The 23,965-nt window shown below is 44.0% G+C and carries 20 protein-coding genes and 1 tRNA gene; 11 read left to right on the top strand and 10 right to left on the bottom strand.

Annotated features, from left to right (window positions below):
* The first annotated feature begins 34 nt into the window (after positions 1–34).
* Entirely contained in the window at positions 35–241 is a 207-nt protein-coding gene (locus tag P150_RS0113480) for a hypothetical protein (RefSeq protein WP_036932234.1), read from the top strand.
* A gap of 217 nt (positions 242–458) precedes the next feature.
* Here the strand turns inward: P150_RS0113480 and groL are convergent, their stop codons facing one another.
* The 3 genes from groL to P150_RS16575 all read right to left on the bottom strand — a co-directional run bounded on the left by groL (position 459) and on the right by P150_RS16575 (position 3,197).
* The gene (gene groL / locus P150_RS0113475; protein WP_028898146.1) at positions 459–2,084 is read right to left on the bottom strand and encodes a chaperonin GroEL; all 1,626 of its coding nucleotides are present in this window, start codon (positions 2,082–2,084) and stop codon (positions 459–461) included.
* 326 nt (positions 2,085–2,410) lie between these two features.
* The gene (groES, locus tag P150_RS0113470; RefSeq protein ID WP_028898145.1) at positions 2,411–2,692 is read right to left on the bottom strand and encodes a co-chaperone GroES; all 282 of its coding nucleotides are present in this window, start codon (positions 2,690–2,692) and stop codon (positions 2,411–2,413) included.
* Between the two features lie 310 nt (positions 2,693–3,002).
* The gene (locus tag P150_RS16575) at positions 3,003–3,197 is read right to left on the bottom strand and encodes a hypothetical protein (protein WP_155953018.1); all 195 of its coding nucleotides are present in this window, start codon (positions 3,195–3,197) and stop codon (positions 3,003–3,005) included.
* A gap of 606 nt (positions 3,198–3,803) precedes the next feature.
* On the opposite strand from P150_RS16575, the gene P150_RS0113445 reads away from it, so the two are divergent.
* The 3 genes from P150_RS0113445 to P150_RS16955 all read left to right on the top strand — a co-directional run bounded on the left by P150_RS0113445 (position 3,804) and on the right by P150_RS16955 (position 7,603).
* The gene (locus P150_RS0113445; RefSeq protein ID WP_155953017.1) at positions 3,804–4,145 is read left to right on the top strand and encodes a hypothetical protein; all 342 of its coding nucleotides are present in this window, start codon (positions 3,804–3,806) and stop codon (positions 4,143–4,145) included.
* 78 nt (positions 4,146–4,223) lie between these two features.
* Positions 4,224–5,732, top strand: a complete 1,509-nt coding sequence (locus P150_RS0113440) for a hypothetical protein (RefSeq protein WP_155953016.1) — start codon at positions 4,224–4,226, stop codon at positions 5,730–5,732.
* Between the two features lie 20 nt (positions 5,733–5,752).
* Positions 5,753–7,603 (top strand): SUMF1/EgtB/PvdO family nonheme iron enzyme, encoded by a 1,851-nt coding sequence (locus P150_RS16955; RefSeq protein ID WP_051617642.1) that lies wholly within the window; start codon positions 5,753–5,755, stop codon positions 7,601–7,603.
* A 378-nt stretch (positions 7,604–7,981) separates the two neighbouring features.
* Here the strand turns inward: P150_RS16955 and P150_RS0113430 are convergent, their stop codons facing one another.
* The gene (locus P150_RS0113430) at positions 7,982–9,043 is read right to left on the bottom strand and encodes a glycerate kinase (RefSeq protein ID WP_028898141.1); all 1,062 of its coding nucleotides are present in this window, start codon (positions 9,041–9,043) and stop codon (positions 7,982–7,984) included.
* Positions 9,044–9,253: 210 nt separating this feature from the next.
* Here P150_RS0113430 and sppA point away from each other — a divergent pair, with 210 nt between their 5' ends.
* The 5 genes from sppA to P150_RS0113405 all read left to right on the top strand — a co-directional run bounded on the left by sppA (position 9,254) and on the right by P150_RS0113405 (position 14,550).
* Positions 9,254–11,023 (top strand): signal peptide peptidase SppA, encoded by a 1,770-nt coding sequence (gene sppA / locus P150_RS0113425; RefSeq protein WP_028898140.1) that lies wholly within the window; start codon positions 9,254–9,256, stop codon positions 11,021–11,023.
* Between the two features lie 56 nt (positions 11,024–11,079).
* Positions 11,080–12,267: a tetraacyldisaccharide 4'-kinase gene (gene lpxK / locus P150_RS0113420; RefSeq protein WP_028898139.1), complete on the top strand. Its 1,188-nt coding sequence runs from the start codon at positions 11,080–11,082 to the stop codon at positions 12,265–12,267.
* Positions 12,197–12,961, top strand: a complete 765-nt coding sequence (locus tag P150_RS0113415) for a purine-nucleoside phosphorylase (protein WP_028898138.1) — start codon at positions 12,197–12,199, stop codon at positions 12,959–12,961. The genes lpxK and P150_RS0113415 overlap by 71 nt, the downstream gene beginning before the upstream one ends.
* Positions 12,962–13,157: 196 nt before the next feature.
* Complete coding sequence (locus P150_RS0113410) at positions 13,158–14,264, top strand: thiamine-monophosphate kinase (protein ID WP_028898137.1); 1,107 nt, start codon at positions 13,158–13,160, stop codon at positions 14,262–14,264.
* Between the two features lie 213 nt (positions 14,265–14,477).
* Positions 14,478–14,550 (top strand) — tRNA-Phe (locus P150_RS0113405).
* 101 nt (positions 14,551–14,651) lie between these two features.
* On the opposite strand, the gene P150_RS0113400 is transcribed toward P150_RS0113405, so the two are convergent.
* The 4 genes from P150_RS0113400 to P150_RS0113380 form a co-directional block, all read right to left on the bottom strand.
* Entirely contained in the window at positions 14,652–16,532 is a 1,881-nt protein-coding gene (locus P150_RS0113400) for a heavy metal translocating P-type ATPase (protein WP_028898136.1), read from the bottom strand.
* A 411-nt stretch (positions 16,533–16,943) separates the two neighbouring features.
* A complete protein-coding gene (locus P150_RS0113390; protein WP_231477616.1) occupies positions 16,944–19,472 on the bottom strand; it encodes a C10 family peptidase in 2,529 nt (842 codons plus the stop codon).
* A complete protein-coding gene (locus tag P150_RS18060) occupies positions 19,402–19,872 on the bottom strand; it encodes a Spi family protease inhibitor (RefSeq protein WP_231477615.1) in 471 nt (156 codons plus the stop codon). Before P150_RS18060 ends, P150_RS0113390 begins: the two co-directional genes overlap by 71 nt.
* Before the next feature lie 762 nt (positions 19,873–20,634).
* On the bottom strand, positions 20,635–21,273 hold the full coding sequence (locus P150_RS0113380; protein WP_028898133.1) for a hypothetical protein: 639 nt from the start codon (positions 21,271–21,273) through the stop codon (positions 20,635–20,637).
* A 426-nt stretch (positions 21,274–21,699) separates the two neighbouring features.
* Here P150_RS0113380 and P150_RS0113375 point away from each other — a divergent pair, with 426 nt between their 5' ends.
* Together P150_RS0113375 and P150_RS0113370 are read left to right on the top strand one after the other, a co-directional pair.
* Positions 21,700–22,197 carry a DUF6359 domain-containing protein gene (locus P150_RS0113375; protein WP_028898132.1) on the top strand — a complete coding sequence of 166 codons (498 nt, stop codon included), beginning with the start codon at positions 21,700–21,702 and terminating at the stop codon, positions 22,195–22,197.
* 151 nt (positions 22,198–22,348) lie between these two features.
* Entirely contained in the window at positions 22,349–22,948 is a 600-nt protein-coding gene (locus P150_RS0113370; protein ID WP_028898131.1) for a sigma-70 family RNA polymerase sigma factor, read from the top strand.
* Positions 22,949–23,090: 142 nt separating this feature from the next.
* Here the strand turns inward: P150_RS0113370 and rpe are convergent, their stop codons facing one another.
* Together rpe and P150_RS18145 are read right to left on the bottom strand one after the other, a co-directional pair.
* Complete coding sequence (gene rpe, locus P150_RS0113365) at positions 23,091–23,741, bottom strand: ribulose-phosphate 3-epimerase (RefSeq protein ID WP_028898130.1); 651 nt, start codon at positions 23,739–23,741, stop codon at positions 23,091–23,093.
* Positions 23,742–23,746: 5 nt separating this feature from the next.
* Positions 23,747–23,875, bottom strand: coding sequence for a hypothetical protein (locus tag P150_RS18145; RefSeq protein WP_255327178.1), 129 nt, complete (start codon positions 23,873–23,875; stop codon positions 23,747–23,749).
* Positions 23,876–23,965 lie beyond the last annotated feature (90 nt).

Raw genomic sequence — 23,965 nt, 5'->3', positions numbered from 1 at the left:
GAAATAATCATACTGGATAAATCGATACGACAATATGGAAAAGAAACAATATGAAAAGCCCCGCATCAGCGTTGTGCAATTGGATATGCACATAAGCATTATGGCAGGCTCGCCCCAAGTCGGCATCAGCGACGACCCGGCAACAGAACCTGCATTGAGCAAGAAATGGGACGTAACGGACGACGAGGGAAATGAGTCTTCGGAGTGGGGCTATAAGCGGGGTTCCGTGTGGGAGGACTGATCGTCGCCGAGCATAGAATCTTAGCTGCACACAGAATCTTAGCTGACACAGAATCTTAGCTACACATAGAATCTTGGCTGAAGATAGCATCATTTACTTCTGTCAGCTTCAAACTGAAAAGGGGAAGACGCCATTCGGCATCTTCCCCTTCTGTTTGTTGTATTCTTTCCGCTGTCTACGGCTTATATCATATTATTATATTCTTTCCGTCTACGGCTTACATCATACCGCCCATTCCCGGATTAGCAGGCATTGCCGGCATTTCCTCCGGCTTGTCTATGATGACGCATTCCGTTGTGAGGAACATACCTGCGATGGAGGCAGCATTCTCGAGTGCCACGCGAGCCACCTTTGCAGGGTCGATAACACCAGCTGCACGGAGGTCTTCGTATTGGTCGCGGCGGGCGTTATAGCCGAAGTCGCCCTTGCCCTCGCGCACCTTGTTCACTACTACTGCGCCTTCGCCGCCTGCATTTGCAATAATCTGGCGCAATGGCTCTTCGATGGCACGGCAAACGATGTTGATACCAGTCTGCTCGTCGTTGTTCTCGCCCTTGAGGTCTACGAGAGACTCCTGAGCACGGATGTAAGTAGTGCCACCACCCACAACAACGCCTTCTTCCGTTGCCGCACGTGTTGCACACAATGCGTCGTCCACACGGTCTTTCTTCTCCTTCATTTCCACTTCAGAGTTGGCACCTACGTAGAGCACGGCAACGCCACCTGCGAGCTTAGCCAGACGCTCCTGAAGTTTTTCTTTGTCGTATGTGCTCTTTGTGTTGGCGATCTCGCTCTTAATCTGATTTACACGCTCTGCAATGTTTTCCTTTGAGCCTGCACCATCGACGATGGTTGTGAAATCCTTTGAAACGGTAACTTTCTTGGCTGTACCCAACATTTCGAGTGTAGCCTGCTCCAAAGTCAGTCCCTTCTCTTCGCTGATGACAACGCCACCTGTGAGCACGGCAATGTCTTCAAGCATAGCCTTGCGACGGTCACCGAAGCCCGGAGCCTTCACGGCGCAAATCTTCAAGCCTGCGCGCAGACGGTTTACCACCAATGTTGTCAATGCCTCTGAATCAACGTCTTCTGCAATAACGAGCAACGGACGGCCACTCTCGGCAGCAGGCTGAAGGATAGGCAGGAAGTCCTTTACGTTTGAAATCTTCTTGTCGTAGATGAGAATATAAGGATTCTCCATCAATGCCTCCATCTTGTCGGTATCTGTTACGAAATAGCCTGAAAGGTAGCCACGGTCGAACTGCATACCCTCCACAACCTCGATGGTAGTGTCGCGAGTCTTGCTTTCCTCGATAGTGATAACGCCGTCCTTTGAAACCTTGCGCATAGCGTCGGCAAGGAGCTTTCCGATTTCCGGGTCGTTGTTGGCACTCACGGTAGCCACCTGCTCTATCTTGTCGTAGTTGTCGCCAACGAGTTCGGCACTGCTCTTGATGTATTCAACAACCTTGTTTACCGCCTTGTCAATACCGCGCTTCAGGTCCATAGGGTTGGCACCGGCAGCAACATTCTTCAAGCCTTCGTTCACGATAGCCTGCGTAAGTATGGTAGCCGTTGTTGTACCGTCGCCGGCATCGTCGCCGGTCTTGCTTGCCACGCTCTTCACGAGCTGTGCTCCTGCGTTCTCGAAATTGTCTTCCAGTTCAATTTCCTTGGCAACGCTCACGCCGTCCTTGGTAATTTGTGGCGCACCGAACTTCTTGCCGATTACTACATTGCGACCCTTAGGGCCGAGTGTTACCTTTACTGCGTTTGCTAACTGGTCTACACCACTCTTGAGCAACTCACGTGCATCTTTGTTGAATTTAATATCTTTAGCCATTGTATTTTGATGTTTATTTGTTTAAATGTTATTTTGGGGAGTTAAGGGAGTTTTTTTTGAAGTTAAAGGAGTTAAAGGAGTCAAAGGGAGTTAAAGACAATAGTTCTGTATGTCGTAGATTTTGAATTCCTATATCTTTGAACTTTTATTCCCTTTCCTTACCCTTTCCTTAATAATATAAGGAGTTAATTCTGAGCCTCTCACCACACGATGGTAATGTCCTTAACTCCCTCTAACTTCCTTTGACTTCTTTCTCCTTTCCCTCCTTCTCATCAGTGATGTCTTTAACTCCTTCTAACTCCCTTTAACTCCTTAACTCCCCAGAACTAACTCCTTCCTTCCTCCACTACTGCCAACACGTCGCTCTGACGCATCATCAGATACTTTGTTCCTTCGTTTTCGATTTCAGTGCCGGCATACTTACCGTAGAACACCTCGTCGCCCGGTTTGAGAATCATTTCCTCATCCTTTGTGCCGTTGCCTACTGCGATAACCTTGCCACGCTGTGGCTTTTCCTTTGCCGTGTCTGGAATAATGATTCCACCTACTTTCTGTTCTGCCTCAATCGGGAGAACGAGCACTCTGTCTGCTAATGGTTTAATTGTCATAATCGTATGTATTTTATAATTTTAAACTTATCGGTTCGTAAAATGCCCTTGCAGGCATCCGACACTCATTATACGAAAACCGTGCCAAAAATCACATACTGACACGATTGGCACAACAAATGACAGATTTACCCTTCCTGTTTCCTCTCTTTCTTCCCTTTGCTGCTCGGGATCATTAATAGTTTTATCTCTCACGGATGCCACAGCATCACAGACGTTTATTTTCTCTGTGTTCGAGAAAGTAGGCGTAAATCTGTGAATCTGTGAATCTGCGAAATCTGCGAGAGCGTCTTGCCGTTTTATCCCGAACTCAGGTAATGCAATATAATATAATATAATAAGGAACACCTATAAAGGAAACTTCCTTATCGTCCCCTTCTTCCCATTCCCCATTTCTCTTTTCTCTTTTCCCTTTTCCCTTTTCCCTTTTCCCATTCCCCATTTCCCATTTCCCATTCCCCATTTCCCATTTCCCTTTTCCCATTCCCCATTTCCCTTTTCCCATTCCCCATTTCCCATCCCTTCCTCCCTCCTTTCCATTCTTGCGAAGAATGCGTTTCATTCTTCGCAAGATTGCATTGCGTTTTTGCGAAGATTGCCGTGCATTCTTCGCAAAAATGAAAATGAAGAAAAATGCGTTTGATTATCAGCTACTTACCTGAGTTCGGAATAAAATGACAAGTATCTCTCTCACAGATTTCTCAGATGCACAGATTTACGCCTATTTTCCCGAACACAGAGAAGGCAAAGCCTTCAAGGATGGCACAGATATCTGATGCAAAACGATTGTATATTCGGTCTGCGCTACTTACGATACCTCTGAGAATTGAGCAAAATCGAACTCCTTTCGTGCTCCTATGGTGTTTGTGAACAGCACTTTTCCATTGCTTCCGATGATGCCTTGATATGCCTTGTTTCCTACTAAATCACAGGCATACGGAATCCCTTTTCGGACAGTCAGACAGCATAAAAACGTTCTTAATAACGTAATTTAACATTCGGGGGGGGTAATTTTAACATTATTGTTTATATTTGCAACGAAAATCTTACCATAGAGCAAATTGAACATTATTATTAAATCCTATTTATTTAATTTTAAACAGCAAAGACAATGAAAAGATTGATGAAAATGTCGGGCGTATTTGCCCTGTTTATGATGGTATTTGTGGTTACAACCGCATTTACAAGTGCCAACAAGGTTTCGGACAACGACCAGACTTGCAAGGTAACGGTCTATAAGAGCAATGGCGACCGTGCGGCGTATGTAAAGGTTTCCACCGACGTGTCGGGTGGTGCATTCTGCTGTGGTGGGCGCACGTTCGAGACCGACAGGGACGGTGTGGCCATTCTCTACTGGATAAAGGGCTGCAAGCTGACCAAGGTCTATGTGAAGGGCACTGCCTATAAGGTTGATTACAAGGATGGAGGAAGCTATACGCTTACCCTGAAGTAGGCAGCCCGGTCTGTTCCATACCTTTTTTGTTGATTTATTTAATTTACCTGTTTTATGAGAAAAAGAAAATTTAGCAAGATGAAACAGTACAGGAGGCTCTCTGCCTTCGTGCTGTTGGGAGTGATTACTGCTTTTTTGGTTGGTTGCAGCAAGGAAGAGGGAGTTTCCCAAACTCCAACACCAGAGCCTGAACCTCGAAGAAGTTTCATTGAGATTCCGGATGCTTCTGGAATAAAGCCGACCGATATTGACCTGATAGCCGACGGTACCAGTATCAGTGTGGGAAGCGACAATGGATTTAATACGGCAGCTAATTCCTATGTAGTATTTGGGAAGAATGATAGCCTGTTATATCTTTGCTACGCTTCCATAGATGATGGTAAAAATACCGAACCTGTAAAAATCAATGCAGAGGAAACTGCAATAGCACTCTTGTTGCCGGTATTGCCAAATGCCTTTGTTGAAACTCCTGATGCTGATTTTATCAAACTGAAGAATTTAATTGGGAATGTTCCTGAAACTCAATTTTTAGCAAAGGCCATAGAAAAGTCGGTTATTGATAAAGGATATACGGATTTTGCCGAGATAAAGGAAGAATTCCTTTCTGCTAAAAACCGAATCCTTGAACTTTCAGGTCTGAAGGATATTTATGATAAGATGGAATCTGTACGCGCCAGACGTGCTGTTTCACAATTTAAAGAACCTAAATTAGGCAGCTCTAAATACAGAGGAATACGCCTTGACCTGACAGAGCGTAAATGGGATGATAAGAATAAAACTTGGAACTGTGTCTTCAAGGCTTATAGCTGGCGATTCACCTATCACGCATTCGTACACGCAATTTATGATAAAAAGCAGAATATGATATATCCCTATGATAACAGTATATGGAACGAATCCAGATACCTCATTGAGCCAGTGAATGTCAGTCATTTTATGAAAAAGAGTACTTCCTTGAGTGGAGCAAAGGCCAGTCTCACTGATATGTGGAAACTGATAAGTGAGAAAGATTTTACGATAGATGATTTTACTTGGGATGCGACAAAACTTTCAGATATTAAAATAAGCCTGAAAGACGAGGATGACGTTATCTTAGTAATAACTTCTCAAGAAAGAGAATGGCTGAAGATATTTAATACGGTAATGGTTGTCGCTGACCCAGTATTGAGCCTTATAGGAAAGAGTGATAAAATAAAAAAGAAGATTGTCTTTGATTTTTCTTATAAGTTTGCGACCGACCCTATGAAACTCAATGAAGTCCGGAATATTATAGCAGACTCGACTATATCAGGCAAGAAGCGTGTCGTTAAAGTGCTCGGATTTGTATCAGGGGAATTTTGGAAGTATTTAAAGAAGAAAGGATATAAGGAAATAAAAGATGTTGCTATTGCAATGTCTGGTAAAGAAATAGATAAGATTTTGGGAAAATATATGTTTTATGTAGACGCTGTCAAGCTCGGAGGAGATGCCATCTTGCCTTTGGCTGCTACATATCTATATCCCGATGAAAGAATGTATTTTTATATTAATTATGTCGATTCGGGTATAGAGGGGAGTATTGACGATGTTCCGGGTAGTGAATTATAAATGATAGACTTATGAATAAAATGAAAAATATAAATTTTTTATTGTCAATATTTGTTTTTCTTCTGATTGGCTGTGCAACCGATGAAGAAACAAAAGTGGAAAGCACGCAAGTATTTCTGTCTGCCTATATGCCGGAAGATGATTCCGATATGAGGACTACACGCGTTTCGTTGGCAGAGAAACAGGGAACAATGTCCCTTGTTTCCAAGTGGCACAAAGATGACATTGTGCAGCTCTTCATAAAACAGAATAAGAAAATATATGTTTTGGAGGATTCTCCGGTTTCGTCTGTTTCTAATGATGGAAAGAGGTGTGTCTTGAAGTTGACATTGCCAAAGGAGATAGATACAGAGAAACCCTATACACTCTATGGCTTCTGTGGGTGCAAAGCTAAGTTGGAGAAGGACAAAATAATCCTTGCCGGCAGCCTTGTGCGGAAAAAACTGGATGCCTTGCAGGCTCCTGTGTGGTTCACGGCTTCAGGCGGTCCAAAGAGTTTAAACGTGAAGTTCAAGCATTTGGGTGCTTACGAACTGACACACTTTATCAATAAGAGCCAAAAGACTATTTCAGCAGCTCTTCGTGGGTATCGTACTGCATCAGGTTGGACGTCTGCATCATCAACTGTAAAACTTATGGATGGGGTAGAGATAGACGTTTCTCATCCACAAACGACCGCAAGCACGGCTGTAAGCGTCCCTGCCGGAGGCTCTGCCTCCATTGTATCGTGGTATGTTCCTACGGGTAGGAAAATCGAGGGAGCTACACTCCTTGCCACGATTGACGGAAAGGCTGTGGAGAGTGCGAATACCAAGAGTTCAAACGTTGCGATAGAGAGTGGGAAGGCCTATCATCTCTACGCCACGTGGAACGGCAAACAGCTTGCTTTCGGAAAGGAAGAAATCAACGAGGAGAAACTCTCGCTCTCGCAGAGTTCCGTGGAGCTGAAACCCACGGAGGAAGCTGTGGTGGAAGTGGTAGGAGGAAGTGGTGCCTATGCCGTGGAAAGCAGCAATAGGGTAGTGGCAACGGCCGCCCTGTCGGGGCATAGTCTGCACGTGAAGGCACTGAAGGCAGGCAATGCCACCATTACCGTAACCGACACCAAGAGCCGCGAAAAGGCTGCGCTGACGGTAAAGGTGTCGGCATCCGACGACGAGGACAATCCATTGCAGGGACACACCGGCAATGCCATCTTCGACCAACTCATCGCCGATATGGTGTATGTTGCAGGGGGTACGTTCGATATGGGCGCAACATCCGAACAGGAGATAGAGGCTTATCCTAGTGAAAAGCCGGTGCATTCCGTTACGCTCTCCTCTTTCTATCTCTGCAAATACGAGGTAACGCAGGAATTGTGGGAAGAAGTGATGGGCGAGAACCCGAGCTATTTCAAGGGAGCGAAGCTGCCATTGGAGTATGTTTCGTGGGAAGACTGTCAGGCTTTCATCAAGACGCTGAATGCCAAGACCGGTATGAAGTTCCGTATGCCCACCGAAGCCGAGTGGGAATATGCCGCACGTGGTGGGCGAAAGACCTATCACAACAAGTATGCGGGCAGCGTGAAGATAGACAAGGTGGCGTGGTATTATCAGAATTCTGAATCTAAGGCGCACGAGGTGGGGCAGCTTGCTCCGAATGAGCTTGGGCTTTACGATATGAGTGGCAACGTGCTTGAATGGTGTCAGGACTGGTATGGCGACTATACTGCCGAAGCACAGACCAATCCTGTGGGACCTGCAGGGGGTTCTTCCCGCGCGTGTCGTGGTGGGAGCTGGAACTACCGTGCAGTCAATTGCCGTGTTTCGTACCGTAATGACTTCACGCCCTCTTACCGTAACAGCAACATTGGGTTGCGTCTTGCCCTTTAGTCCTCTGTTTATAAGAAGGAGGGAAAGGCTTAAACCCAAATCGGTCATTAGAGATTTATGATAGCAAAATGTCATAGGATTCCAACAGAATCGTATAAAACACAGTGTCGATACTAACTATGGCGTGCATATGTTACTGGTTCCGTTGCAAAAAGAAAGCGGATTTTTCTAATGACCGATTTGGGTTTAGTCCTCTCTTTAGGCCCGAACGCTGAATACAGGTTTAGCAGATAGTCTTTAGTAGGGCTTGTTGCCCGAAAAAGGCTATCTGCATTTTTACACATTATATTATATGGATTCCTCTTGACAGGATTACTGCTGCCTTGTTTCCGTCTGTTTCTTTTTGTCCCAATAAGGTTTTCTGACAAGGAAAGCAGTCTATTGGCAATCGGCAATGATTTTCTGCACGGTTGAGGCTATGTTTTTTGCTGCAACATCGGCGTTCAGGGCTTCTTCCAATGGTAAGTCGGGTGCATTGATGCACGTTGTCGATGCAAATCCGGCATTTAAAAGTGCGTCGGCTTCGGATATTTTCCCCGCAATCAAATGAACGGGAACCCTCTCCTGATGCGCTGTCTCCAACACTTTTTGGGGAATCTTGCCCATCAGGGTTTGCTTGTCGGCACTTCCCTCGCCGGTAATTACGCAATCAGCATCGTGCAGCAGTTGCCTGAACCGAGCTTCGCGCAACAGAATATCGGCTCCCGATTCCATCCTTGCATTGAGGAACTGCAAGAACGCATAGCCCAAACCACCGGCAGCCCCTGCGCCTTCCGTGCCGGATTGGTCGAATCCCATCTTGGCTGCCGACATTCTGGCAAAGGTCATTGCACGCCTGTCCAGACAGGCTATATCGGTTGCGCAGGCTCCTTTCTGCGGGCCAAAGACGGCTGCTGCTCCGTTTGTTCCGTAGAGAGGATTCTTCACGTCCGATGCCAACGTAACGTTGATGTTCAATGCCGGATGCTGAATCCAGTCCTCGCCATACTCTTTCCTGAAAGCTTTCAGCATTCCAAGGCCGCAGTCGCTCGTTGCAGAGCCTCCCAAGCCCACGAGAAAATCCTTGCATCCGTGCTTTATCGCTGCTATCATCAGCTCGCCTACGCCATAGGTTGTGGCGCGCAATGGGTTCAGCTCGTCGGTTTGCAGCAGATGGATGCCGCAGGCCTGCGCCGTTTCAAGAATGCAGAGGCCGTCTTTCCTTACGGCAAAACTTGCATCAATGCGTCTCATCAGTGCATCGTGGCAGGGGACAGTGATTCTCTCGCAGTCGAAAAGCGAGCAGAACACGTCGAGCATTCCGTCGCCACCATCCGTTACGGGTATTTTCACTACTTCTGTATCGGGATATGCTGATATGATTCCCTGTTCGGCAGCAAGCTCTGCCTGCATCGAAGTGAGGCATCCTTTGAAACTGTCTATCGCAAGTATTGTTTTCATAATGAAGATTTTTCTGTTCTTTTTTCAGGAAAAGGGTAGGGAAACACCCTCCTTCGGATGCAAATGTATAAAGATTTTATTAAAAATTTGGGATTCTCCCCATTTATATTTATCTTTGCATATAATAAGGTTTGTAAGGTAAATTCAATACTAATGGCTTTACTTGACCAGACGCTTACATCATATTAATAAACACTAATTACAACCTTTATGAAAGATTTTTTAAAACACGTGTTTGCTACCATTGTCGGAATATTTCTCTTTGGAGTAATAATGTTCGTCTTCGGTCTCATAGCTGTCTTCGGAATGTTGGCTTCCGGCAATCCATCGGCAGACATTAAAGACAATTCCGTGCTTGTAATCAATCTTTCAGGCCCGATGACCGAAAGGGCGGAAAGCAACTTTATGGCAGAGCTTACCGGTCAGGTGGCAGGCGGTATCGGGTTGGACGAGTTTGTGGATGGCGTAAGGAAAGCAAAGAACAACGATAAAATAAAGGGTATTTATCTTGAAGCCGGTGCGTTTGCGCCCGATTCCCACGCCTCGTTGCAGGCAGCCTACGATGCGTTGGCAGATTTCAAGAAGAGCGGCAAATGGATTGTGGCTTATGGAGACATCTATACTCAAAATGCTTATTATCTTGCATCGATTGCCAACAAGGTGTATCTGAATCCACAAGGACAGATTGACTGGCACGGTCTGGCAGCACAGCCGGTTTTCCTGAAAGATGTTTTGGAAAAGTTCGGTGTGAAGGTGCAGGTGGCAAAGGTGGGTACTTACAAGAGTGCCACCGAGCAGTTCACGGGCGACAAGATGAGCGATGCCGACCGCGCACAGACTACTGCATACCTGACTGGCATTTGGAAGAACATCACGAAGGGCGTGAGCGAGAACAGAAAGGTTTCCGTTGCTGCGCTCAATCAGTATGCCGACAGTCTTATAACGCTGTCTGCGCCGGAAGAATACAAGAAAATGAAACTGGTTGATGGACTTATCTACACCGATCAGGTAAAGAAGGAAATCAAGAAATTGCTTCAGTTGGAAGATTCAAAGCATATCAATCAGGTTTCGCTCGCCGATATGAGCACGATTGAGGCTGAGGAGGAAGGCGAAGAAGTGGCAGTTTACTATGCTTACGGCGGTATCGTGGATGGCGTGGCAGGTGGAATGTTCTCACAGGGACACGTGATAGACGCACAGACGGTGTGCAAGGATCTTGAGGAACTGATGAACGATGAAGATGTAAAGGCAGTTGTGTTGCGCATCAACTCCGGTGGTGGTTCGGCTTATGCTTCAGAACAGATTTGGCATCAGGTGATGGAACTCAAGAAAGTGAAGCCTGTGGTGGTCAGTATGGGCGGATATGCTGCGTCGGGTGGCTATTACATTGCTGCTCCGGCAAGTTGGATAGTTGCAGAGCCTACAACGCTTACGGGATCGATCGGTATCTTCGGTATGTTCCCCGATATGAGTGGCTTGTTCTCTGAGAAACTTGGCGTGAAGTTTGATGAGGTGAAGACAAATAAGAATGCAAGTTTCGGTGCGATAACGCGTCCGTTCAATGCTGAAGAAATGGGTTATCTCGAACGTTATATCGCCCGTGGCTATGCACTCTTCAAGAGTCGAGTGGCAGAAGGCAGAAAAATGACCAACGAGCAGGTTGAAGCCTTGGCACAGGGACACGTATATACGGGCGAAGATGCCTTGAAGATAAAGCTCGTTGATGAGTTGGGAGGATTGGATAAAGCTATTGACAAGGCTGCCAAACTTGCAAAACTGGAATCATATCACAAGGCAACGTATCCAGCTCCGGCTGATTGGAAAGAGCAGTTGTTTGCTGAAGTGAAGAACTATAATTATCTGGACGAGCAGCTTCGTGCAGGTTTGGGACTTTATTATGAACCGTTCTCGCTCCTGAAAACGCTCAATCAGCAGTCCGCTATTCAGGCAAGAATGATGTTCTATCCCAATATCAATTAAGTAACATAACGGTGTCCGAATGGAAAATAAGGCTGTTCGGCACTTTAAACAATATAATGGAAGGCGATTTCATCAAAATAAATAAATCACTTTTACCCCTAAGCTGGCTATACGGCTTGGGAGTAGGGGTGCGAAATGAGCTTTTCGAGCTTGGAGTTCTGAAAAGCCGTAGCTTTGATGTGCCTGTTATTTCTGTAGGAAACATTACCGTGGGTGGTTCAGGAAAGACTCCTCACGTGGAATATCTCATCAATCTGCTCAAGGACTGTACGCAGGTTGCCGTGCTTTCACGTGGCTATAAGCGTAAGAGTAGGGGATACGTTCTGGCTGAAAAAGATACTCCGATGCGGGAAATTGGCGATGAACCATTTCAGATGAAGCATAAATTCCCCAATATACACGTTGCCGTGGATAAGAATCGGTGTGAAGGTATCGACCGTCTGACGCAGGATGAGGAAACAAAGAATACCGATGTGGTGCTGCTTGACGATGCTTTTCAGCACAGATACGTGAAGCCGGGTATTAATATATTGCTTGTGGACTATCATCGGTTGATTATCTACGACAAGCTATTGCCGGCAGGGCGGTTGCGGGAACCTCTCTCGGGCAAGAATCGTGCAGACATCGTTATCGTAACGAAGTGCCCGAAAGAGCTGACTCCCATTGAATATCGGGTGCTGAGTAAGTCGATGAACCTGTTTCCGTTTCAGGAACTGTTCTTCACTACGTTGGAATACTGCGACCTTATTCCTGTATTCGACGGAGAGGCAATGGAAGAAAAGATAGTACTAAACGATATTAGGCACAGAAATATACTGCTTCTTACGGGTATTGCATTGCCAAAACAACTGGAAGTAGACCTACAACCTTATACAGGCGACAGAACTCCGGAGATATTGGCATTCCCCGATCATCATTCTTTCAAGAAGAACGATGTGGCGTTAATCAATTCCACCTTTGCCCAAATGGCAGAACCGAAGATTATCATTACGACGGAGAAAGACCGTGCCCGCCTTATAGGCTTGGAGGGATTGGACGAAAATGTTAGAAAAAATATTTATGCGCTTCCTATAAAAGTCAAGTTTATGCTTGATAAGGGAGAGAAGTTTAATGAAAAAATATTATCCTATGTACGAAAAAATTCAAGAAACAGCATCTTGGCTAAAGCAAAGAATGACAACAAGCCCAAAGACGGCAATAATTCTGGGAACAGGCCTCGGACAATTAGCTTCCGAAATAACTGACAGTTACGAATTATCATATAAGGATATTCCTAATTTTCCTGTGTCTACCGTAGAAGGACACGCCGGTTGTCTTATCTTCGGTAAGCTGGGTGGCAAGGATATCGTTGCAATGAAGGGTCGCTTTCATTATTATGAAGGCTATTCTATGAAGGAGGTTACGTTCCCTATCCGCGTTATGCACGAATTGGGCATCGAAACGCTCTTCGTCTCAAATGCTTCAGGAGGTATGAATCCGGAATTTAAGATAGGCGATCTGATGATTATCAACGACCATATCAATTTCTTCCCCGAACATCCATTGCACGGTCCTAATTTCCCAACAGGCCCAAGATTCCCGGATATGCACGAGCCTTACGACCATAAGCTCATCGAAATAGCTGACGGCATTGCCGAAGAAAAAGGTATTCGCGTGATGCACGGCGTGTATGTAGGCGTTCAAGGTCCTACGTTTGAGACCCCTGCTGAGTATCGTATGTATCGTTTGTTGGGCGGTGATGCTGTTGGTATGAGTACCGTACCTGAAGTTATCGTTGCGCGCCACTCTGGTATTAAGGTGTTTGGTGTAAGTGTCATCACAGACCTCGGTGGATTTGACGTTCCTGTGGAAGTGAGCCACGAGGAAGTACAGGAAGCTGCCAACAGAGCACAGCCTTTGATGACGGAGATTATGCGTGAAATGATAAAGAGAGCTTAAACGCTTTTGGGGAAGTTAAATTCACTTCTTGCGTAGAAGTTGATGGACAATATCTGTAAATGAAACTCAAGTATTGTTCATTGACTTCAGCCTGAAGGTGTTTAGCTTCCTTTTATTTTTTCTGATAGGGTGCTATAATAGTGCTGATAAGTTTTATAGCACATTCGGATAACTTCCACAACACATTCTAAATAAAATGGAAATAAAAGAACTGGGCGAATTTGGACTTATCGATCGCCTTACAAAAGATATTATTCCGGCAAACCATTCTACTGTAAAGGGAATCGGCGACGATGCTTCCGTGCTTCATTATGATGGCAAGGAAGTTCTCGTTTCCTCACATCTCTTTATGGAAGGAATACAATTCGACCTTACCTATATAGATATGGAGCACTTGGCATACAAGTGTGCTATGGTTTCTATGAGCAATATCTTTGCAATGAATGGACAACCGAAGCAGCTTATAGTTTCCATTGCATTGGGAAAGCGTATCAAAGTGAGCGACCTTGACCTATTCTATACTGGTCTGAAAACTGCCTGTGCAAAGTGGGGAGTGGATATTGTGGGTGGAGACACCACTTCATCATACACTGGACTTGCGATTAACATTACTTGTATCGGCGAAGCTCAAAAGGAAGATGTGGTTTACAGAAATGGTGCAAAACCTACCGACATCATCTGCGTATCGGGCGATTTAGGTGCGGCCTATATGGGACTTCAGATTCTTGAACGTGAGAAAATTGTGTATTATCAGCAGGTTGAAGAGTTCAACAAGAAACTGAAGGCTGCTCAGGAAAGTAATAACAAAGCGCAACTGGAGGCATTGAATGTTGAAAGGGACACGATAGCAAACTTTACCCCCGACTTCATAGGCAAAGAATACCTTATTGACAGACAGCTGAAACCTGAAGCACCGGGCAAAATTCTCGAAAAATTGCGTGAAGCAGGCATTAAACCGACGGCAATGATAGATATTTCCGATGGATTGGCAAGTGATTTGAAGCATATTTGCAAGCAAAGCAATGTGGGATGCAGAATCTATGAAGACAAGATTCCCATCGATTACCAAACGGCATCAACGTGTGAAGAATTTAATATGAACCTTACGACGGCTGCACTGAACGGTGGCGAGGACTACGAACTGCTCTTTACAATTCCAATCGGCGACCACGCAAAGATTGAAAATGTAGAAAATATTCGCCAGATAGGTTACATCACAGAAGAGAAATTGGGAGAATACATAATAACGCGTGATGGAAACGAATTCAAACTGAAAGCGCAAGGTTGGATGGAAGAAGAATGATATGAGGTAAAGGGTAAAAGATTATACAGTAAAGTATTTTTCTTTTACCCTTTATTTTTTCAGGCACTTAGAAAGGAATTCATCAAAAATAAAATTATAAATAAACGTTAATGTTTGAAAATATTCACACAAAATTTGTAGGAATAAAAATAAATGCCTATCTTTGCACTCGCAATTCAGAAATGACTACTGATCAAACAAGAAATGCAGAATGGTGCCATAGCTCAGTTGGTAGAGCAAAGGACTGAAAATCCTTGTGTCCCCGGTTCGATTCCTGGTGGTACCACTCCTCCTTTCATTAGGGCGGTTCTCAATGAGTCCGCTCTTTTTGTTTTTTAATAGTTAATAGGTAGATGACAGGCATCAGATAGATGCCTGCCATTTTTATTATGATTTCAATGCACGCATAGCATTGAATACTGCAATTACTGTAACGCCTACGTCGGCAAATACTGCCATTGCCATATTTCCAAGCCCGAATGTTGCCAGAAGAAGAACTGCAATTTTCACTCCGATTGCAAAGACCACATTCTGCCGTGCGATGTTCAGAGTACGGCGGGCTATGGAAATCGCCGTGGCAATCTTATTCGGATTGTCGTCCATCAGCACAACGTCTGCCGCTTCAATGGCTGCATCGCTGCCAAGACCTCCCATTGCAATGCCAACATCGGCACGTGCAAGAACCGGAGCATCGTTGATGCCATCTCCAACAAATGCCAAAGTCTCGTTTTCGCTGCATTGCTGCAAGAGATCTTCTACGTTGGAAACCTTATCCGTGGGAAGAAGTTCTGATTTTATCTGGTCTACTCCAATGCGTTTGCCCACCTCTTCTGCAACTTCCTTTCTGTCTCCGGTAAGCATTACCGTATTTGCCACACCCAATTTCTTTAGATTCGCAATCGCTTCTGCGCTCTCGCTCTTCACTTTATCGTTGATAACGATATGTCCGGCGTACTCGCTGTTGATGGCAACGTGGATAATCGTACCCACATCGTGGCTGCAAGTATGCCATTTTGCACCGATTCTGTCCATCATTTTCGTGTTTCCCACGCAGACTATCTTTCCATTCACATTAGCCTTAATGCCTTCTCCTGCAATCTCTTCCACGTCGGTTGTCTGACAGTCGTCGGTAGCCTCGTTAGGGAAGGCGTTTCTGAGTGCAGCTCCGATAGGATGAGTTGTAAAATGTTCTACGTGAGCTGCCAGATGCAACAGCTCTTTTTCATCTTCCATCTCGGGATGAATGGCAGTAACTTCAAACTGTCCGTGCGTCAGAGTGCCAGTCTTGTCGAGCACAACGGTCTTCACTTTTGCTAAAGTTTCCATAAAATTGCTGCCCTTCACAAGGATTCCTTTGCGGGAAGCACCACCGATTCCACCGAAGAACGTGAGAGGAACGGAGATAACAAGGGCGCAAGGACACGACACGATGAGGAACAACAGCGCACGATAAACCCACGTTGAAAGATTGCTTACGTATTCTCCAGTCTGAAATAATGGTGGAAGAAACGCCAAGGCAATGGCAGAAAACACAACAATCGGCGTATAGATGCGTGCAAACTTTGCAATGAAAGTTTCGCTTTTCGACTTGTTTTCGTCAGCACTTTCCACTAACTTGATGATTTTCGACACCGTACTTTCGCCAAAACTCTTGGTGGTTCTCACTTTGATAACGCCCGTCAGATTGATACAACCCGATATAACCTCATCATTGACGGTCAAATCTCGTGGTACACTCTCTCCAGTCAGAGCCGTTGTATTGAGCGACGATGTGCCTTCAATAATGATTCCGTCGAGTGCAACCTTTTCTCCGGGACGGACAACAATCGTTTCGCCTACCGAAACTTCCTCTGGACTGACTGTCTTCAGTTCTCCGTTGCGTTCAACATTCGCCGTGTCAGGACGAATATCCATCAGGTGCGAAATGCTTTCGCGGCTTTTCCCCTCAGCATAGCCCTCGAACATTTCACCGATTGTGAAGAAAAGCATCACGAAAACGGCTTCAGGATATTGTGTTTCGGCACCGGGAAGGAAACCAATGACCAATGCTCCGATGGTTGCAACTGACATCAGGAAATGCTCATTGAAGAAATTGCCGCTCAAAATGCCCTCGACAGCCTCTTTCAATGTGCGCCATCCTACGAGAAAATAGGGAACAAGATAGACGAAAAGCAATTCAAGACGCGTTATCGTGTAGTTCTTTTCAATGAAATGTGCTGCTATCAGCAGGGCAATTGTAGTGATAATGATGGCTACCTGCCCTTTCATTTCGCCGTGATGATGGTGATGATGTCCACATCCACAGCTGCATTCTCTGTGATGGACGTGTTCGTGATGATTATGTTCATCGTGCTTGCAGCAATTACTGTGATGGTGTTCGTGTGAGCAACAGTTATGTTCGTGTACCATAATGCAACAATTTTTTAGTTTTTAAGTTTGAATATTGTCTTTACAACTGCAAAGATACAACTAATGTTTTGCAACTTGGTTGCATAGTTGGGAATTGAGCTGCAAGCAGAAGTATTTTTCCGTTATCCGATTATATTGTCGAGGCGATATTCTTTGTTCATTTGTTCTGTTTCCTCTCGTCTTCTTATTCCTTTTTTCCTTGTTCCCTGAAATAAAAAGGAGCCGAATCTCACGACCCAACTCCTTCATTAATACACTTAAATCATTATCTTATCTTAAAACTATCTTTCGTGTTATAGTCCTTCCGTTTGTAACTATGCGAACAGCGTAAACGCCATCTGCTACCGGCAAACTGAGCGTAGAAGGAACGGCAGACGTTGTATAAACCTGCGAACCTGTAAGGCTGTAAATTTCCACCTTACGAACATTCTGAACGTTCGTAAAGCTAATCTGTTTGCCGTTCACAGAGAAGTCGGCAGCAACTTCCTCATTATTATTCACATCTTCAATGCCTTGTGTAATACCGAGATAGATTTCTCTTGTATTCTCACCCATAACTGTGATTTCCTTACCGATAGCAACGCCGTTAGGACGATATTCCACATAGAGGAGATACTTGCCACTAAGCAATGAAGTCTTAGGGGTATAATTGAAAGTTATATCCATCGTGCCGTTAGCAGCAAGATTGATTGTTTTCATTGTGGCGAGTTCACCTTCTTTATAGGTAGCTGGGCGCAAACGAACATACACAGTACCTTTTGTAGCCGTCTTAGCCTTCAGGGAAACCTTAAAGCCAGTATAACGTTTGCCTTGAACCATTTCGGTTGTAGGAGTGAGAAGTCCCATACAGCTTAACGGAAGTTCAGCATTTTCCTTCACTTCTATTACGCATTTTTCTGCATCGCCTTCCATTGGATATTCCGTACCATCTACAATATAATAAGGAACAATATTATACTTTCCGGGATTCAGGTCTACACGTGTAATATACTGTGGGTTTATGAGCTGCTGCTGCTCGAATACCTGTTCCTTAATTTGGAAGAAATTGATTTCCTTGACTTGGAAGAAATTGACTTCTTTGTTTGGGTCGTCAATACTCACAGCCTTGAGAAGCAATGCTGCCTTACCGGCTATACCATAGTTGCGCAATGGTTGTGTCATCACAATCTTGTCGCCCTGAAGGATTTCTTTTTCGTTTGCACCACCACTCAACCACGCAAAGTTGCCAATCTGACGAATGATAGGAGTTGTGGCTTTGTCGAGAACCTTTAGAACAGTAGGACCAACGAGGTCTTCCTTGAAAGGATATTGCTCGAATCCCTTTTCAAACGCAACCACATTGTAGTCGCCTGCTTCCATTTCCTCTGGCAGATTGATGAGCAGGTTCAGCACCTTGTCGCTACCGTCGTAAACGTTGTTTGTCTTCACGCTGTCTTCGTGGAGATAATAAACCTTTGAAGGGTCTGTAACCGATGTGAACTTCAGCCAAATGCGTGTGAGGTAGAAATCCTTGGTGTTGTTGCGGACGTTCACTCTGAAATTGCCACTTCCCTTCGCATAGAGCGTACCATCGGGAGTAATCTTTTCGAGCAACTGAATATCGTTTGGTTCGGTAACGTGCTGTTTTACAGATATAATCATACCACTTTCCACGGTCGCTTCACCGTAGTTTGGTTTTCCGTTAGGCATACGGACGATTGTCCAGTCGCTGCTTCCGTTAGCCTGAACTGCGTACATTATCTTATATTCTCCGTTAGATAGAGAGGGTACAGACATTGAAACCTGTCTGAATGTTACAGTTGTACCAGAACTAAGAGGCTTACTGTCGAGATTTACACCTTTGATAGTGATATCCATATCTTTCAAAACGTGTGCAACATTGCCATTTTCATCTACCATTACTGCCGCAATCTTGCCTTCAAACTTATCGCAATCGTGGCTTTCAACAATTGACATAGCCAGAATTTCTCCATTTATTTCCTGAACTGCCAGACGAGTAGCACCATAGATGGCCCACTGCTTCTTGCTGTCGGCAACAGGGGGTTGAATGCCGATGATGATTTCCTGCTGGAGATTGTAGCCACCACCGTTTGCGCCGATTCCCAAATCGTATGGATTGAGCGCATTCACATAGAAATAGCCGTTGCTCTTGCCGTACCAGCCCCAGTTGATATGAACATAGTCCTGATCGTCGTAGCCGTCGCAGACGTATGCGTGACCGCCCAGACCATCTTCGTTTGAAGCACTGTAAAACACAGGACGGTGTGCATCGAGTTCCTTCTTGATCATATCCATCCACTCTTTGGTGCTGAAATATTCGCGCTTCTTATAGGAAATGCCCTTGTCGTAGCCGAAATGATTGACCAAAGCACCAGTTACGCCCTGCGAATAAGAGCCACTTCCACCCGGAGCAAAAGACATGTGCACGCCTACTGCTGCCTGATAGCTCAGGGTAGCCACCTGTTCGTTCTGCGCTGCATCGGCATTGTCTTCCTCCAAATACTCGGGCATATTGCCCCAGTTGTATGTTGTTTCTCCGTAGTTGGCTGTTAGCGTGTGAGTTGTTGCCGGCGTTCCGTATTTTGTCTGATAGGTTTCGCTGCCGATACCCTGTTGTGGATACTTGTGGAAACGCATTATCTGCGCCATAGCCGTAGCCACGCAACCCACATAATAGTTCCTCGTAACGCCGTCAGCCGTATATTCCGGCATCTTTGCGTTGAAAGGCTTATCCTGTCCCCATTGGATGTTGCCCAAAAGAGGAGCTACGACAACCGTTCCCTTTGTATGGAACGGCATCTTCCTTCGGACCTTGGTTTGCCTGTCGGCCTGCATTCTCAGCAGCACGCGCAAACATCTGCAACATCGTTACGATATTGCTGGGGGCATTTTCCATCTCGAAAGAACCGCTGTCGCTGTATCCCAGAATGCTGCCGAGCGCATCTTCTCCGGATACGATTACGAAACCACCGTTGTTTTCAACGTTGTAGACATAGAAAGGGGCATAGTCCTGATTGGTGGTTTTGCTGAGCTTGAGCGTTTTGGGAGTGGCAGCAAAGCGAGCCTTACCCTTGCGCATATTGCTTTGCGCCATAAACTTCTCTGCAATCCGTTGGGCTTCAGACTTTGAAACCTTGTCGGCAAACGACGGCATCGCCATTAATGCCATCAGAATTAATAGGTGTACAGTTTTCTTCATATTATACAGTATTAGGTTTTTACGTTTATTTTCCTTTTGACTGTTTGTTAGGTTTTGCTATTATAATATTACATCTTCTTTTACTTTCGCAGTAATACGCCACAAATTTAATCTATTTATTTCTTTTCTGCATATTTTTTGCTTGAAAAAACATATCATTCTGAGTTTTTTTAACATTTCAGTTTGTTGATATAGGTGTTTAATTTGAATGAAACAGAGAAATAGGAGGACAGGGAAACAAGCAGATTTCCTCGTTTTATCGCGATAATAACAAAAGATAAAACTGCGATGTTATGATTGTAGGTCAATGTAATTATTAGTTCGTTATATTGTGCTCTTAATGGTAAATGGCAGAACTCGTATTGTTGGATATTGCAATGCTGAAAAATTTAGATTGCAGCTTTGGTTTCTAAACGTGCGAAGAATGGCTTGCAATCTTCGCACGTTTATGATGCATTTTTGCGAAGATTACATTTCATTTTTGCGAAGAATGGAAGGTTTTTGTAATTATTTGTTTTTCAGATAGTTATGTGTTTTTTTGTTTATTTATTTTCTTTTAGTTCTAATTTTATGCAGAACTTAGGCGATATAGTATGAATAGAAGAGGCGATAAAGAAAATATTTCGAATATATGAGGGGTATGTTTAGGTGTTTTGGAAATATCAGACTTTAATAGTTTTTTATAGGTATTAGTTTGGCAGCGTCAATAAAAAAAGAGACTCCGTTATGGAATCTCTTTTTTATTGTTTTCTTGCAAGTAAATTACTTGTTGATGAATTTCTTACCGTTCTGAATCACAACACCCTTGTAGTTCTTAGCAACACGCTGACCTGCGAGGTTGTACATAGGAGCGTTTTCGTTCAAGTTGATAGTTTCAACTGTCTCGATGCCTGTTGCGTCAATGTAAGTAACTGTGATTGAGCGCAACTGTGTGTTCTTTACTACGTTGAGAACAACTTCTTCTGCTTCGCCAGTCCATTTCTTGAACTTGTAAGTGTTCTTTCCTTCTTTTTCTTCTATATCTTCTACTGTACCTTCAGGCTCGAAGCTATTCCCAGCTCCCCACTTGTCGAAGTAGAGTGCATAAAGAATACTGGTAATCTTCTTGCCAGTGGCTTTTAGAGACAATGTGCCACCATACATTCTGAAAGAACCTTTCCAAAAACGGTTAGGATTCTTTTGATTACTGACAGTTGCAGTGATGGTAACACCGTCTACGGTAGCACTCTTGGTTTCTGTAATGTCGCCTGCATTACTACTTTGTGAAGACAGACCTGTCAATCCAAATAACTCGTAGCTGTTTTCAGGAACGAAGTCGAACTTGGCTTCTGTTTGTGCGAATGTGAAAGAACTGATTGCTGTCATAGCAGCAACGAAAGCATAACGTAAAATTTTGTTCATAATAGAAATTTTAGTTTAAAATATAAATTTGTTAATACTTTTGCAAAAGTACCGAATAATAATGATATAGCCAATTCTTTCTGTGTTAAATATCAATTAAAATATAGAAGCATAGGCGAGAAGCGCACAAATTAATGAATGTGTGCGATTACAATGTTAAAAAACAATTATTATTAGTTAAAAGTTTGGCAGTAAGATATATAAAGCGTATATTTGCTACGTGTTTTTCGTGGATTTAGAAATTTACTAAATCCTTTATCGAGGTTGGTAGCTTCCTGCACCAACCTCTTTTGTTTGCCAGTGTGTGTATTTTGAATTATTTTTTCTTTCAATACAGTCTTTTATTATTTCTCATAAAAAGTATTGGAATTATCTTGCTACACCTAATATATTATTATATCTTTGCAAGTGATAATCTTGAATCAAATGAAAAAACTGAATCTAATAGTGTGTTTTCTGTTGGTATGCCTGTGTTTGGGCTGTACCAAAACAGAAATAGAGGATTTCGAGAAGAAAGACAAGCCATCGGTAAGTGGCAGCGAAGGGGAATATGATTTCGACGAAGACGATGTTCCCAGTCAGGTGCTGACGGTTGAAGAGTTCATTCAGGGCGATTTCGGCGATTCCTACGTTTGTGTGGAAGGCTTTATAGTCGGCGATTGCAAAGCAAATAAGAAGAATGCAGAGTGGGAACCACCTTTTTCTTACAATACTGCAATCCTTTTAGCCGATGAAGTAGGGGAGACGAATATCGACAAGGTTATTTCCATTCAACTGATGAACAAGGATATGAAAGAGATTTTTGCCCTTTGTGATCATCCGGAGAACTATGGAAAGCGGGCAAGATTCTATGGCAAGAAACAGAAATATTTAGGTATTCCCGGTATGAAAAAAGATATTTGGGGCTATGAGTTGATGGACTGAACAACGAAAAGGACGCAGATTTATTGTTAAAAGTTTGTCTGAAATGATAAATTTTTCTATATTTGCAAACTAAAATACAATAAATCGGTTCAAAATTAAATAAATTCTGCCTATCGAAGCAACATTACTTAATTTAAAACTATCTTAAGGAATGAAGAATCTGAATAAGATGTCGGATGAAGAATTGGCCTTGTCCTATACTAATGGAGACAACAGGGCGTTCGATTTATTGTTGTCTCGCAATCAGTCTAAACTTTTTGCCTATATACTCTTTGTGGTTCGTGACCGCGATACTGCTGATGATATATTTCAGGAAACTTTCGTGAAGGTCATTACCAAACTTCAGGAAGGTAAATATTCGCCAAGCGGCAAATTCAGTGCGTGGACAATGCGTATCGCCCATAATGTTATTATGGACTGGTATCGTGCGCAGAAGGCCGACAAGTTGGTGGAGGCACCGAGGGAAAACGACCTTTCAAACATCGGTTCAGTTGATGTGCAGATTGGAAATATTGAGAATGAGTTTGTGAATACGCAGACTTTACAGGACATTAAGAAGATGATGAACCATCTTCCAGCCTCTCAGCGTGAAGTGGTGTTTATGCGTTTCTATCAGGAAATGTCGTTCAAGGAAATTGCGGAAACAACGGGCGTGAGCATTAATACAAGTCTTGGGCGTATGCGCTATGCTATTCTGAACCTGAGAAGAATGGTGCGTGAGCACGATGTCAGCCTGCAGTTGGCGTTATAGGCAGTTGATTGGGAGATGTTAGGACGGGTCGGCAGATGATTTATACTCCATCTTAATGGTATATATCAATAAAAGGACGGGCAAACAAGCGTGTAAAACAGCTTGTTTGCCCGTTCCTTGTTATCATTGATTTACTCTCTTTTTATAACATCTTGAGAGAATGAATAGTTTCAATAGGGTCTGCCGCCTTGAACACATAACTGCCGCTTACGAGCATATCTGTTCCGGCCTCTACAAGTCGTGGAGCTGTTTCTGCCTGTACGCCGCCATCCACCTCGATGATTGCCTTGCTGCCGCTCTTTGCAATCAGTTCACGAAGTCGCTTGACTTTGTTGATAGTTCCTTCGATGAACTTCTGGCCTCCAAAACCCGGGTTTACGCTCATAAGGAGCACAAGGTCTACATCTTCGATAATGTCCTCAAGTTGCGAAACAGGTGTGGACGGATTCAATACCACGCCGGCTTTCATCCCTGCTTGGTGAATTTGCTGAACGGTACGATGAAGGTGTGGACAGGTTTCCACGTGAACGCTCATAATCGCAGCACCCGTGTCGGCTGTTTGCTGAATATAGTTCTCGGGATGAACAATCATAAAATGAACGTCCATCGGTTTCTTGCAGACTTTTCCCACAGTCTCGAGGATTGGAAAGCCGAAAGAAATGTTGGGAACAAAGACACCATCCATAACATCCATGTGAATATAGTCGGCATCACTGTTATTAATCATTTCAATATCTCTGTCCAAATGCAGAAAATCGGCAGAGAGCAATGAAGGCGATACTAATGTTTTCATAAGATTTAATTAAGACTGTATGTTTCAACACGACCATTGACTTTTATTGAACGGCAGGTGTATGCAAACTGGCGTATGAAGTCCAAAGTCTTTTTTGACGGTGTCAATTCTTCTTGTGTAAATAATTCTATCATAGGCTAGTCTATAAATTAAGAGAGTTGTTTATTGTGTAAACGCATTCAATATGAGATTATTATATTTTATCGAAATATTTTGTATTCTAA

This window comes from Prevotella sp. HUN102 (assembly GCF_000688375.1).
In the GTDB taxonomy this organism is placed as follows: domain Bacteria; phylum Bacteroidota; class Bacteroidia; order Bacteroidales; family Bacteroidaceae; genus Prevotella.
Note: the sequence above shows the minus strand (reverse complement) of the source record. Positions and strands in the feature narration are given on the sequence as shown.